10 protein-coding genes are annotated in these 14282 nt (G+C 61.8%); 5 read left to right on the top strand and 5 right to left on the bottom strand.

Going from position 1 to position 14282, the window contains the following annotated elements:
• The first annotated feature begins 5 nt into the window (after positions 1–5).
• Entirely contained in the window at positions 6–2444 is a 2439-nt protein-coding gene (locus ACLQ3I_RS05705) for a hypothetical protein (protein WP_425793387.1), read from the top strand.
• Between the two features lie 871 nt (positions 2445–3315).
• Positions 3316–4128, top strand: a complete 813-nt coding sequence (locus ACLQ3I_RS05700) for a hypothetical protein (RefSeq protein ID WP_425800476.1) — start codon at positions 3316–3318, stop codon at positions 4126–4128.
• Between the two features lie 125 nt (positions 4129–4253).
• Here the strand turns inward: ACLQ3I_RS05700 and ACLQ3I_RS05695 are convergent, their stop codons facing one another.
• Positions 4254–4964, bottom strand: coding sequence for an NUDIX hydrolase (locus ACLQ3I_RS05695; RefSeq protein ID WP_425800474.1), 711 nt, complete (start codon positions 4962–4964; stop codon positions 4254–4256).
• A 97-nt stretch (positions 4965–5061) separates the two neighbouring features.
• Here ACLQ3I_RS05695 and ACLQ3I_RS05690 point away from each other — a divergent pair, with 97 nt between their 5' ends.
• The 3 genes from ACLQ3I_RS05690 (at position 5062) to ACLQ3I_RS05680 (ending at position 7566) form a co-directional block, all read left to right on the top strand.
• Entirely contained in the window at positions 5062–6333 is a 1272-nt protein-coding gene (locus ACLQ3I_RS05690) for a vWA domain-containing protein (protein WP_425800472.1), read from the top strand.
• A gap of 185 nt (positions 6334–6518) precedes the next feature.
• Complete coding sequence (locus ACLQ3I_RS05685; protein WP_425800470.1) at positions 6519–7103, top strand: ADP-ribosylglycohydrolase family protein; 585 nt, start codon at positions 6519–6521, stop codon at positions 7101–7103.
• The gene (locus ACLQ3I_RS05680) at positions 7090–7566 is read left to right on the top strand and encodes an ADP-ribosylglycohydrolase family protein (protein WP_425800468.1); all 477 of its coding nucleotides are present in this window, start codon (positions 7090–7092) and stop codon (positions 7564–7566) included. The genes ACLQ3I_RS05685 and ACLQ3I_RS05680 overlap by 14 nt, the downstream gene beginning before the upstream one ends.
• Here the strand turns inward: ACLQ3I_RS05680 and ACLQ3I_RS05675 are convergent.
• The 4 genes from ACLQ3I_RS05675 to ACLQ3I_RS05660 form a co-directional block, all read right to left on the bottom strand.
• Positions 7497–8729, bottom strand: a complete 1233-nt coding sequence (locus ACLQ3I_RS05675) for an HNH endonuclease (protein ID WP_425800466.1) — start codon at positions 8727–8729, stop codon at positions 7497–7499. The two genes, ACLQ3I_RS05680 and ACLQ3I_RS05675, sit on opposite strands and share 70 nt — an antisense overlap.
• Positions 8730–8948: 219 nt before the next feature.
• Positions 8949–9215, bottom strand: coding sequence for a hypothetical protein (locus tag ACLQ3I_RS05670; protein ID WP_425800464.1), 267 nt, complete (start codon positions 9213–9215; stop codon positions 8949–8951).
• Between the two features lie 31 nt (positions 9216–9246).
• Complete coding sequence (locus ACLQ3I_RS05665) at positions 9247–11484, bottom strand: 3'-5' exonuclease (RefSeq protein WP_425800462.1); 2238 nt, start codon at positions 11482–11484, stop codon at positions 9247–9249.
• The gene (locus ACLQ3I_RS05660; protein WP_425800460.1) at positions 11485–14241 is read right to left on the bottom strand and encodes a DUF262 domain-containing protein; all 2757 of its coding nucleotides are present in this window, start codon (positions 14239–14241) and stop codon (positions 11485–11487) included.
• Positions 14242–14282 lie beyond the last annotated feature (41 nt).

Below are 14282 nucleotides of genomic sequence, written 5' to 3'. Positions count from 1 at the left end.
GACCGATGAGTACTCCCGGACGGATTGACGTCGACATGTGGCAACCCCACACGATGCTGCCGGCGGCCGCAGCAGCGCGTCAGATGGCCGCGTCACTGGAAGCAAAGGCCGGACTTGTCCGTAATGCCGTAGTCGCCGACCTAGATCGCACGTCCGACTGGGCCGGCGAGAGCCGAAACAGCGCAGACGACCGCGCCGAAGCCGAGAAGAAGTGGATGACCAATCTCGCGGACAACCTCGAGGACGTCGCTACCTCGATCGAGAAGGGTTGCGAGAACATCGCGAACCACAAGACCTTCTTGATCTCGATACAGAATGCAGCTTTCGACGCCGGATACGACCTTGTCTCCGCCAGTGATCCACAGTGGAACCTGAAGCGCAAAGAGGGGCAGGAGGAGAAAGAGGGTGACGCCGCCGCGATGGAGTCGTGGCGAACACGACTCGTCGCTCAAGCCAACGCAGCCTTCGATGCTGTCCGGTCCGCTGCCGATTCACTGGGCTCAGAGCTCGGCAACCTCAGCACCATCACTCCGTCGTCACTGGCGCTGAACGGAACAATGGGTGCACGAGATGCGGGCCTCGCAAGCGATGGATTCTCGCCGGACGAACTACGCACCATCGGAGAGCATTTGAAGGAGGCGCAGTTGACACCAGAGCAGCTGCGCGCCCTGATGAACGGAGAGAACGTCGCGGTACCGCCCGGCGTCGTCTCGTATCTGCGCAACCTGTATGGCGGACTCAACCCGCAGCAGGCACTTGAACTCCGGTACGGCCTCGACAAGACCGACGCCTCCGCCGGGACAGCGTTCGGCAACGGGATCAACACTCTCGGGAACGAGAGAGTCGGTGGCGGTGGAACGGCGGGCGGATTCAACGAACTGCCCAGCTGGATGAGAAACATCGCGACCGAACGGGTACCGACCAATCCCAAAGACGTCGCCAGTCTGGATCCCTTTGCGCGGTCGTTTGTACTGGGTCAACTGGTCAACGGTGCCACGACACCGCCCGGTACCCGCTTGGGTAGCGAGTTGATCCAGAAGACAGCGAATCTGGCTGAAGCAGAGAGAAATAACCCATCTGGTGGATCACCCTACATGTCGAATCTCGCGCTACTGGGTCCGTGGGGTGTGGAGAACGGACTCAACGATCTCGTCGACACTGGGCATCCTGACAGTTCGGTTTTCAGCGGTCGCTATGAAGACACTCTTGAGAACCTCCTCGGTGCGGGGTCGCTGAGCCATGAGGCCTCAACGGCCATACTCAGCGGCCACGGCGGCGCCGAAGCCGGACTGGAGCCCGACTACAACCGTGATGAAACACTGAAATCGCTCTTCGCGCACGACTGGCGAGACAACGGCAAATCTGTCGGAACGTTGACCGACTGGATCGATGACTACGCTGCCGACCAGGGCAACTCCCACCGTGCAGGACTGTCGGCAGAAGCATTCCGCGGGATGTACGACTTCACCGACAACCCGGCGAACTTCACATTCCTGATGGACACGAATGGCGGACATTCCGGATCGCTTGGCGACATCAATCCGGAGTTGGCACGAGCGATGGAGCAGGCAACCCGCCCGTACTTCAACATCCTCTCAGGAGGAAATCCTCTGAACTACGGGTTCGATCAAGCTGCCGCAGAACACCTTCGGAACTTTGGCGGTCCCGAGAATGACATCGGAAACGACCGAGATTTCCAAGATGGCGTTCGTAGGCTGTTCGGGGTGATCTCGTCCGACGACGGCGCACGCGCCCAGTTGATCAGGGACATCGGTCTGCAGCAGTCGTACAACGCAGCCCACGTATCCGATGCGCTGGCCGGCGGCCAAGGCTTCAGCGCAGACCTGGCGGCCAGAAACGGCTGGCTGCAATCACTCGCGCGTGACGGAGTCATGGCTGACATGCTCGACGACTGGCACGACGACCATCCGGGTAACGACGTCGATGCCGACACCTTCGGGTCGGTGAAATCGAACGCGAAGGATGTAGTGACCAGCCTGATCAGTGCGGTGCCCTTTGTCGGGGACCCTGCGGCCCTCGGCACCGGTATGGCAATCGACTGGATCAATCCACCCGAGAGCGTCGAAGCCGACTCGGGCAGCCAACCATCTCGGGCACCGATGAATGACACCCTGCTCGAACAACATTGGGCGGCATGGGCGGCAACCGACCCTCAACCGTCCGGCGATCCCAACGATTCCTTGCTCTTCGAACCGGACGGAACGATCAAACCATTGGCGAAGGTGCTTGAGGAAAGCAACTTCGACAACACCGAATCGAGATCGAGCAGTCCGGTGGCCCTGAGTGAGATCATGAAGAACAAGCTTGCCGACAAGGGAATTGATGTCACCAACTTCGACATTGTGTACAACAAGTTCGCCGGTGACGATAGCAACTCGATCGACTATGACTACTACGAACTCAATCTGCAAGGCGAGAAATGAAAAGAATCATTGCACTCGTCACGCTCCTGATTACGATTTCCGCTTGTGCGAGCGCACCGGACACTCCGAGCTCCCGTTCATCACGTTCAGTTGATCCAGCCCGGACCTACGAGTTCCCGGCAAAGATGGGCCCGATGACAACGACGTGGCAAGCGTCGCGCGGAATCAAAATCACCGATCCACTACCCACTCTGACCAGGGCTTTTTTTGAAAGTGCGTTCATCGCAGAGACGTATACCAAGGCGGACGCATTCCCTGGATTCGTTCGGCTGTTTGGCAAGAACGGGTACCAACTGATTGACGGCGGTGCACAAACCTACGCAGGCTGGACTGGCACGCGACGCCTCCGACTACAGTCGATCACCGAACACGATGGCATAGTTCGCGCAACAGTCTGCGACGATAGAGCCGGGCTGTATCGGCAGAAGTTCGTAGGCAAGCCGCAGGAGGTTGTCATGCCGAAGAATCGGTTTCGGTACGGCACTGGCAACCGCCCGTATATGGACGAACCCTACACGTGGTTCGTCGAGTTGTTCTCCGTGGACGGCGATCGTCTAGGCCCCGCCGACCCCGCCATCGGCGATGCGCGAGCCCCCAACAGGGACGTATTCAAAGGCTGGGATCTCGTTGATACCGGCTGGGCCGAGTCGAACCAGCCAGGAACAGCTTGCGACCAATGGGCACACCAGAACTACCCGGGAGTCGCCGACCCAGGTCCCCCACCGCACCGCCTGTACCCCAACGGCTTTCCGGATCCTGACTTCCAAAGCACATTGCCGCAATCGCCTGGTTGGACACAGGTTGGTCGGCCGTAGTGGAACTCGGTCGACTCCGAGAGACTGTCTGCTCTAGACGACCACTGAGAACACAAGTGCTGCTGCAGGTGATTCTCGTGATGACTCTGTGCGGCTGCGCGAACGCAGTGCGTCACGAGACCAGCACAGGGAGTTCGACCGAGGCCAACCCGGTCACGTCGTATACCTTCCCGAAGTCGATGGGTCCGATGACAACGACGTGGCAGGCAGCTCCCGGCATCGATCTCTCCGGCAAACTGCCGACACTGACACGCGCCTACTTCGAGAGCGAGTTCATCGCCTCGACGTACACCAAAGCGGATGCCTTTCCAGGTTTCGTGCGGTTGGTCGGCGACCTGCAGGGTGCGGTCATCGATGGTAATGCGAAGACCGACGCGGATTGGACTGGAACACGCCGCCTCCGACTACAGTCGATCACCGAGAACGCGGGCATCGTCCGCGCGACAGTCTGCGACGACAGGGCCGGCTTGTATCGCCAGAGATTCGTGGGCAAGCCGCAGGAAGAGGTCATGCCGAGGGGCCGATTTCGATATGGCGCCGGCGACCGCCCGTACATGGATGAGCCCTTCACGACGTATGTCGAGTTGCGTCCAGTCGAAGGCAAACCACTGTGGCCGGCCAACCCTGCTCTCGGCGAAGCGCGCGCACCCAACTGGGATGTCTTCCAAGGTTGGGAGCTCGTGAGAACGGGCTTCGCTGACCGGTGGCGGGCCGGAACAGCCTGCGACCAATGGGCGCACCAGAACTGCCCAGGATTCACCGACCCAGGTTCTCCACCACACCGCCTGTACCCCAACGGCTTCCCGGATCCCGAATTTCAAAGAGTGTTGCCGCAGTCACCTGGTTGGACACAGGTTGGTCAACCGTGAAAGGGGCTCGCCCGGCTGCGAGCGGTTCCCTACCCTAGCGACCGATGAGACGACCCGTACTGCTGCAGCTGCTTGTCGTGATGGCACCGGGCTCCTGCCGTAGCCGGCGTCGGCCCGCACGCCGCTCACTCCTCCGCGCTCGGCAACCTCCACCCGAACGTCGCCGTCGGCGGGGCGTCCTTGCTGTACAGCCGTGCCGGCCGCCCACCACCCACACGCGTCGCGGGCTTGCCCTCCGGATCGATCTCCGCTGCCAACAGGGGCTGGACTCGACGATTGAACGAATCCCGCATCAGCCGCCGCCCGAGGATCGCCTCGTGTAGCTCACGCAGCTCCGACAGTGTGTATGGCTGATGGAGGAGATTGTCGGGATCCGGCTGGTCCTCGTAGCGCTCGCGCAAATTGTCGGTGGCCGCTGCGATGATCCTGTCGTGGTCGTAGAGCAACCGCTCCCCTGACGCCAAACGCCCCTCCGGCGTCAACGGTGCCAGCTCGCCGACGACGTCTGACAGGTCGTCGGCCGGCAACGCCACAGCATGCGCGATCGAGATCGTCCACCCGCGAGGATCTCGGTCAGGATCGCTGAACACCGCCAGCAGATGCGGTCGGACGTGGTCGGGCGAAAGCCCCAGTTTCAGTTCGAGGACTTCGCGCACCGTCTCGTCGACGGTCCGGCGTTCTCGAACAAACCGGCCCGGCAACGCGGCTCCCTCGGAGTCAGAACCGCGCTGGACCACCACACACAACGTCCCGTCGACCACCGTGAGCACCGCGATGTCGACGGCGACGTTTGGACGCGGGAAACCGCTTAATCGCGGGCTGGGTCGAGCGCTCACATCTCGACCCTATGCGAATGTCTGCGCAAAGTAGTAAACTCAAAAACGCGAAAAGTCACCGCCTCGGTCGGATGCCGGGTGGGAGGAAGGAATTCTGATGAAACTCTCCGCCGCTCTCGACGTCGAGGTGGTGGCCCACGAGGCCGCCGACGAGGTCACTCTGCTGCTCGAACTGGAGGCCCCGGTCGGTCCGGACACCGAACGCGCACCCACGGCATTGCAGGTCGTCCTCGACCGCAGCGGATCGATGTCGGGTCCGCCGCTGGAAGGCGCCCAGAAGGCACTGGCAGGTGTTGTCGCGCAGCTCGATCCGTCGGACGTGTTCGGCGTCGTCACCTTCGACGATGATGCGCAGGTCGTGGTCCCGGCCGGCCCGCTCTCCGACAAGCAGCGCGCCGTCGATGCGATTCAGTCGATCGTGCCCGGCGGATGCACCGACCTCTCGTCGGGCTATCTCCGCGGCCTGCAGGAGCTGCGACGCAGCACCAAGGCAGCCGGCGTCCGCGGAGGTACCGTCCTGGTGATCAGTGACGGCCACGTCAATCGCGGCATCCAGGAACTCGACGAGTTCGCGAGTATCACCGCCAAGGCCGCCGCCGACGGCATCGTCACATCGACCCTCGGTTACGGACGTGGCTACGACGAGACGCTGCTGTCGGCAATCGCGCGGTCGGGCAACGGGAATCATGTGTTCGCCGACGACCCCGACGCTGCCGGTGCCGCGATCGCCGGCGAGGTGGAAGGCCTGCTGGCGAAGTCGGCACAGGCCGTGACCCTCACGGTGCGTTACGTGCCGCAGGTCCAGTCCCTGTCGCTGTACAACGATTTGCCCGCCCATCAGATCGGCGACGGCGAGGTGATGATCGAGCTGGGTGATCTGTACGCACTCGAGAGTCGCAAGCTGCTGCTGCGGATGAAGGTCGACGGACTCGCCGCGCTCGGGCTCGCGCAGATCGCCGAGCTGGAACTGCGGTACGTCGAGACGGCATCCCTCACCGAACACACGGTGTCGCTGCCGATTTCGGTGAGTGTGGTTCCCGGCGACGAACTCGGTGAGCGCATGCCCGACCCGAAAGTACAGTCGGAGAGGCTGTATCAGGAAGGTCAGGCCGCCAAGCTCGAGGCGTCACGGGCCTACGAGGCCGGCGATTTCGACGCAGGCCAGGCGCATCTCCGCGCATCCCGTGAGCGGCTGCAGGAAGCGGCCGGCTGCGCCGCACCCGAGGATCGCGCGGTGATCGACAGCGAGCTGCAGATGATCGAGGAGCTCGGCGCCACCGCGCAGGTCACCGGTGCAATCTACGCTTCGAAGGCGACGCGCGATTCGTATCACCTGGGGAATCGGAAGCGTGGTCGACGGATCGACTGATTCTGTTGTAGCACTGCTGATCTCGATATGCCTCGTCGCTACGCTCCTCGCCTACTCGATCGGCGGTAGCCACCCCTCTCCGCCGGTCACCCGATCCGCCGGTCGCACCTTTCCGCTGGTCGAGTAGCGAGCGAGCCCCCTGGGGCGAGCCCGCGTATCGAGACCACTCCCCTCCCACACCGAAAATGACCACCCACTTGACCCACCTCACCACCGCCCAGCTCGACCGCGCCACAGGCGTCCTTCTCGGCACAGCGGCCGGCGACGCCCTCGGAGTCCCCTACGAATTCGACAGTCTCCCTTTACCCCTCGACGGCGAGCCTGCGCAGATGCTCGGCGGGGGCCTCGGCAACTTCGCCCCCGGCGAGTGGAGCGACGACACGTCGATGGCGATGGCCATCGCCGAGGTCGCGGCCACCGGCGCCGACCTCACCACCGATGACGCGCTCGACGCCATCGCCGACAATTTCTTGCGCTGGTACGACGGCAATCCGCCGGACGTCGGGAACCAGACCCGCGCTGTCCTCAGCGCGACCCGTCGCCGACTGAACTGTGGGGAGCACGGCACCGGGCGGATCATGCGCGACGAATCGGACCGGTACGCGGCTTCGCACCCTCGTTCCGCCGGCAACGGCGCGCTGAACGCGGACCGCGCCGGTTGCGTTGGCGCACCTCGACGATCGCGAGCAGTTGGCCGATGCGGCGCGTCTGGTCGCATCGCTCACTCACGCCGACCCCCTGGCCGGCGACTCGTGTGTGCTGTGGTGTGAGGCGATCCGGGTGGCCGTTCTCGAGGGGCACGTCGACCTCCGCCGAGGTCTCGACCTGTTGCCAGGCGAACGAGTCGACCAGTGGTCGACGTGGCTCGATCACGCCGAGGGCAAGGACCCGAAGTCGTTCACACCCAACGGTTTCACCGTCAGTGCACTACAGGCTGCCACCGCGGCCATCACACAGACACCGATCCTCGACGCGATGCCGTGCCTCCACCTCCCGGACGCCCTCAATGCCGCGGTGGGCATCGGCAACGACACCGATACCGTCGCTGCGATCGCCGGAGGTCTGCTCGGAGCTCGCTGGGGTGCCAGCGCAGTCCCGTGGCACTGGCGGAGAGCGGTGCACGGCTGGCCTCGCCGGGGAGATCGGCCGAGCGACGTACTCGGTCAAATCCCAGGAGGACCGGTGGTGAAACCATGTCCATACGGCGCAGGGGCCGTGTGGTGTGTCCATTGAACACCGTCCCAGTACCGCATAAGCCCAGGAGTACCGCCCGGGTCCGCATGCCAGCCGGGTGGCGGCAAACGCAGAGGCATAGAGACCGCCGGTGATGGTGGCGGCACCGGTGGCGCAGACGGCTTGGGTTGGTAGACCGGCGTGATCGTGGCGGCCGCGTCAACGGGTACGTCAGCCACAGCCGAACCGGTCTCTGCCGAGGGCTGGTCGGCGAGACTCGATACGTTAGGGAGCTTATTCGACTTAGACCTGTTGCACCGCCAGCACAGAGTTTGAAGGTTATCCGGCGTCGACAAGCCACCTTTGGAGACCGGAACAATATGATCCACCTCAAGCAGCAGGTGGGGCTCTTCTGCGACTGATACCCCGCAGCTCTGGCACGTGTGATTGTCGCGCGACTTAATAGAGTTCCGGAGCTTGGATGTCATCAGTGCACGCTGGCCCGCAGCACTCTTTCTAAGACGGATTCTCTGCGAAAGGGTCTCGATGAGTGAGTCTATAGTTTCAGTGTTCAGTGTGACTGCTGTTCGCTGCGAACTGTTCCCACCCGCGCTGACATATTCAAAAACATATTCTGGGTAGGGAATGCTAATCGGTGAAAGCTCGACTCCGGCATGCTCCATGAACTCCTCTCGATAATGCTTCAAGATAAACGACGGAGGATTGATCGACGACGCAATGCTCGACTCGCGCTGCTGGACGTTGGCGAGGGCGTTCTCGAGTCGCCCAATATCCTTGCCAAGATTCTCTACGTTTGCGAGGTGCGCCTCGTCAGATTTAATGCCGAAGTACTTAATCACGTATTTGAGGGGATCAGCGCTTGCGTTGCGAACGACCTGCAGTGAGCAGTTGTGCACGTTCGGTGCGTGATAATTCGCCACGTTGCGATCTCGTCGGTACCGGTGATGACTGGTGTTCTGGAACGACGCCAGGTGCGCCTGAGCCCCGGTCGCTGACGCACCAAGTTCGAAAGTTCCGCGGCGGCGAATCTCCGAGACGTATTCAGCAACCTCGTTGTGCTCAGCGACAACAGATGCTAACCCAGCCTTATGAGCCAGAAACTCCGCACTTGCAAAGTACCTCACCTTGCGGATATGGCGGATCACCCGGTACAGGACCGTTGCGATGACAACAAGGAAAACAATGACTAGAAGCGTGTCCATACTAATTGGCCCCTTTCGCCGATTCGCTTGTAGCTATATAGAAATGACCAGAACGTACGCAATCCACCATGCGAGCCACAAGCTGATCTCATAGATACGCCGAAGCCGCAAATGATACGGACTACTCCTGGGGTTCGCCCAGATTCCCTTGATTCAATTCTTCATATCTACCTATGCCCCAGGTGTCCAACGACTTGTACGAGCAAATTATCGGCGGTTTCAGGTCGCTTCTTCGGAACTGTCAGAATCCACCTCCACACCCAGGTGATCGCGGAGAATCGCAACAAGCTTCTGCCCCGTCTCGACGTCCAGCTCAATAACCTGGCTCGGCTTCGGTCCCGACTTCCGCGTGTCAGATCCATACGTCGTGATCTTCAGAATCCTCCCGCGCTCCGGGTCCTCAACGACCACGTAGGTCCCGTCAACCTCCGACTGCGGAGGCCGTCCGCTTCCTTTGCTAGGCTCCAGCGATCTGATCAGCGCCATAGACCTACTCCTTCACCGTCGCGATCGACATTCAACTGGCCTGTCCCAGCAGCTCCGATCGCTTCCCACTCCACGTCACGACAAGCTCGTCCCTCGCCCGCGAGGCAGCCACGTAAAGCAACGACCGCTCCCGCAACATCGCCTCCGCCTGCTCCTCCTCCGGCACAGATCTCAGAGTCGCGCCGGAAGGCACATGCGTGGAATCGACGCCAGCCAAGATGACCCGCGAGAACTCCATGCCCTTCGACCGGTGCATGGTCAGCACCTGCACGTGTCCTGATGCCGCAGGATTGTTGTCCAACGCACGAGCATCAACGTCTCTCTCGCCCAGCGCCCGGACGAACTGACTACGGTCGTTCTGCCCACGAGTCAGCACCGCGATCGTCGACTTGTCGACACCGTCGGCAATCCACGCCTTGACGAGATCCGCAACCTTGTCGAGCTCGTCGGCCGGAGACGTGCACTCGACAAGCCGGGGGTTCGGCCCAAGCCGCGCCGACCTGTACTCCTCTGTGGACTCCTCACCCTCTTCCAGGTCCCTGTAATCAGCGCCGGACAAGATGCTCACAGCGAAATGGAGGTTCTGCGCGGTCGTCCGATAGTTCAGGGTCAGCCGTCTCGCACGACCCACAATCTTGATTCCAAACCGGGACAGCACAACTGGCTGTCCGTAGATCCGCTGGTGCGAATCTTCCGCGATGAAGAGGTCGTTGCGGCCGTCAGCGACGAGGGCCCGCAACAAAGCCCAATGCGACGCGTGCAGGTCCTGCGCCTCATCGACCAGAACATGGTCCGCCAAGTACCCATCACCGGGCTCCGCTTGCAACCGCAGGTGCTCGGCGGCAAGCGCCAGCACCTCGGGAAAGCTGAGACTGCCGTCGACCCGCTCCTGCCGGCGAAACGCCTCAACTATCTTCCACACCGCGATGCGTTGCGGACGGCTCAGCCGAACTCCGCGACCGGGCCGCGGCACTTTTGCATATTGCTCGAGAGTCGTTGTCCGGTTCGCGAGCACGACGGCGACGTACTCGTTTTCGAGGAACCCTGGTGTGGCAAGTTTGGGATCGAGGCCGCTGCCGACGGTCTGCGCGACGTCGCGCCACACCTTGTCAGAGTTGGTGCGGTTGTGTGTGCGCTCCACCCCGCGATAGCCGAGCACGTTCTCGCCCGCGTCACCCATGTCGCCCGGACGATTGAGGACCGCGTTTCCGAGCGCATCAATGCCGCTGACGTAAACGCCGGGCTCTCCGAGCCGTTCCGCGAGAACGACATCCGGGTCGAGCGTCTTCAACGCAGATTTGAGATCCGCCGCGAGAGTTCTGTTGTAGGTGGTTAACACGATTCGTGCGTCCGGGTTTGCCTTGGCCAGGCGCCGCGCCCGGTGAATCGCGACCACCGTCTTGCCGGTGCCAGCGCCACCTGAGAGCCGGAACGGCCCGTTGAAGTCCTGTTCGACGTACTTGCGCTGCTCCGGATGAAGGAAGGTCCGCCAGGCAGCGAAGTCCCCGCCCTCGATGATCCGGCGAAGTTCGTCGTCATCCTCCACAAACGTGAACTGCATCTTCGATGCCGGCTGTTCGAGAGCCTTGAGGATCTTCTCGTCCTCGTCGAGATCGTCATCTGCTGGGGTATCCGTGAATCCGTGCTTCTCACGGATCGTGTCGATATGGAGACCAGTGGCGAGGTCCAGGAGCGCACTCCCCTGCCATCCGACCGCGTTCGCGGCGATATCGACGAGGACATCTTCGCTTGACGCAGCGAGTGCCCGCTGCGCTAGCTCGGCATCCAGGCCGAGCCGCTCCGTCAGGTCGGCAAGACTGAAACGCTCCCCGAGGTACGGTTTCGGTTCCTCGCGTATTCTTCGGTCGAGTTCGCCTCGGGGGTCTGGGACGACGGTTCGCTTCTTGCGGTCGTCTTCACCGTCGAGTTCGCCGATGATTCCTTCGAGAACGCCGTTGATTGGGTTGACTCGCAGCCGTGATCGTTCAGCAAGTTTGTTGGCTTCGTCGTGGGGCCATGTCCCCATATAGATGTAGGTGGGGTCATCGCCCAGCTTGTCGTCGATCTTGAACAGGATCGCTCGAAAGTTGAGGTCTACCCGGCCTGTGCGCACTCGCGGGTCGACGGCCCCGTTGAGCGGCTCGATGTGTAGTCCGGCGGCGGTATCGTCTGCGGAGAGCTTCTCGATGAAGGACCAGACCTTGTCCTTGATCGTCTTGTCGAGCTTCTTCATCGCCTTCGTGTTGGACGCGATAACCAGGTTCGCCACTTAGATCACTCCGTTCTGCAACGCTGCCGCGATCTGTGCGGCATCGGGCGGGCACAGCGTCCAACCCTTCAGGGCCAACGTGTTTGCCGCGTCGTCATCGGGGTCGAGAAGCACCCCGACGCGGCTGTCCGGCCACGCAAAGTCCACGACGTCGCCCTCGTCGGTCTCGTAGCCCACCGTTGGCACCGGCAACTCTGTTGCTGCGAGCGCGACCACCAACCGCTTCTCGACGTCGGAGACGGTGGCGTCGAACAGTTCCTGCCACGGCGGTCCGAGGGCCACTGATGCGGGATTGCCGGTGTCAGCGTGGAGCGGACTGTCGGTGTTGACGGAGCGTCGGTCGCCGAACTCCCGCGAGCCCGAGGCCAGCACGTTCAGCCACCGCACGACCGTTCCCGAGACGATCAGACGGTGGAACTGAGGCATCATCCCCTCGACTTGGAACATCATGCTCAGCGCGGCGATAATGTCGTCGGTCGTGGCCGTTTCGATGAAGCCCTCGGTCTCCAGATCGGGCAGGTTCCTGCCCGGAAGCGCGGCCTGGGGGCTCGCGACGGTGAACCCGGCGAACGACGTGGCGAACTCCGTGCGAAGGTCCCTAGTCTCCTCGTCAGTGACGACGCCAGACGAGAGTTCCCTCATCCTGGGAATGAACTTCGTCAACTCCACGTACGGACCGGGTTCCTCCACGATCTCTTCAAGGTCGGCGGTTTCGGTATTTCGGAGCGTGAAAACCAGGTCGTCGGTGTCGATGTCCAGATGGTTAAACAGCTTCCGCAGGACGGCCAGCTTCGAGCGGGTGGAGTTCGCCGTCGTCAGCGTCAGGCCTGGTATCACCAGGGATTCCCAGATAGGTATCTCATACGAATCATCAACTGTCGTCAGATCATTCGAATCGGCGGCGTACGCAAAGACCTCATCGCGATGTTCGTCGACGAGCAGCCGGATCACCTCGACGTAGGCAACCTTCCAGCTGGCGACCGTCCTGCGGGTGTCACCATACTCGAACGAGACGATGGTGCGGTTGGTGAAGGACTCGTCGTCGCCCATTGGCACCGACGGCAGCGGCGGTACATAAGGTTCGAAGTCCGTGGTCGGTAGCGGCCAATACTTCAGCGCGAGGGCGGTCAGCGCCCGGGTTCGTTCCTCAAGCTGAGTCACCGTCCAGACATCTGAACTCTTCAGCAGCGCGTTGAGACGATAGGGCGAGGCGTCGAACCCGTTGGCACGCTTTTTCTTGTCGGCGAACGTCGAGTTGGAGTAGGTGGAGTTGTAGCCGGTGACGGTCAGATTGCCGATTCGATTGCACCAGGTTGCGTGGATTTCCTCCGAATCGGAACCCAAGTCGTGCCGCCAGGCAGAAGTCAGCGTCTGAGGCATGATGTGCTCGATGCTGATCGACTGGCTTTCGAGCGCTTTGGCGATGTCGTGGGTGTCGTTAGACCAGCTATTCTCGAGGCATTCGAACAGGTAGCTGCGGTTCTCGCCCTTGATGTTGTACAGGTTGCGGGTGGCGAATGCCTCTCTGAACTCATCATCGGTGGGGAACCGACTCGAGGTAGTGCGTCGGCGCAGGGAGTACGTCAGCACCTCGGAGAACTGGTCCCCGGCGCTGCGGAGGCGGTGAATCTCGGAGTACAGCGTCGCGAAGATGCTGTTGAGTGAATTTGTGGGTACGCCGCAGATGAATCGGCGGAACAGGTAAGTGTCGAGGATCTCGACGACCTCGGTGAAGTCCTTGGCTGACACAGTGCTGGCCTTCACCTCGCCAAGTAGTGGCATGGTCAAGGGCAACGTCACGTCGTGCTTGACCATGTTGAAGCGACGTAGTCGCTTGTCCGCGGCGGCGATGCCGGTGCTGGCCATATTGAGTTCACGGCTGTACGCGGCGTACGCGCGCATATCCGAGAGGATCTCGCGGGTGCTAGCTTTGGCGTTCTTCTGATAGTCGCGGAACGCCTCGTACACGGCATCCTGGCGGGGAGTCTTGCCGGTCTTGGAGACCAGGTAGAGGCGGATGAACCAGTCGGTGCGGTATTCGACCGCTGTCTCGATGCGGTTCCAGTAGTTCTCGTACAGATCGTCTTGCTCGTGGCTCGGTTGGTGCATCAGCACCACGTTGCGGATCTTGTCGGCTTCGCTGAGCTCTAGGCCGGTGGAGTTGATGCTCTCGAAGATTCGCTGCGGATCGTCCTGCTGCTCCAGGTCCAGCGCCATCACCTGCAGGCGGAAGATGGCTTCCCAGATCTGGTCACCGTCGAGCTCAGCGCCGGCGATTCGCTCGCGGAAGTAACGGTAGTTGGCGGTGATGGTGGACGCCTCGATCGGAGTGTCCCCGCGAAGGAGGCGGCTGTAGGCGTCGTTGTCGTTCTTGACCGGCTTGAGCTTGAACTTGACGTCTGCGTGCTTGTTCTTGAGAACGAGGTAGCTGTCGCGGATCATCTCGGCGAGATTGGGGTCTCCGGACTTCACCGCGCCGTCTTCGAGCGAGTGAACCAGCGCCAGCATCAGCAGGCTGCTGGTGGTCAGTCGCTGCTGGCCGTCGATCACCACATAGGTGAACGCGGTCTCGGCATGCCCGACGATAGCGCCGAAGAAGTGCGACTTACGGTCCTGTTGAACGATCTCGACCAGGTCATCGAACAGCCGGGCGCAGTGCTTGAGCTTCCAGTCGTAGTTGCGTTGGTACACGGGGATCAACAGATGCTTGCTGTTGCCGTCGAACAGCTCGGTGATCGCCCTGATGCTGCCCTTCACTGCCTACCTCTTCTCCGCGACTAGTTCTTTGTGAATGTCGA

It is taken from the genome of Gordonia sp. DT101, assembly GCF_049844895.1.
GTDB lineage: Bacteria > Actinomycetota > Actinomycetes > Mycobacteriales > Mycobacteriaceae > Gordonia.
The sequence above is the reverse complement of the archived record's forward strand: the minus strand, read 5'-3'. Positions and strand labels throughout refer to the sequence as shown.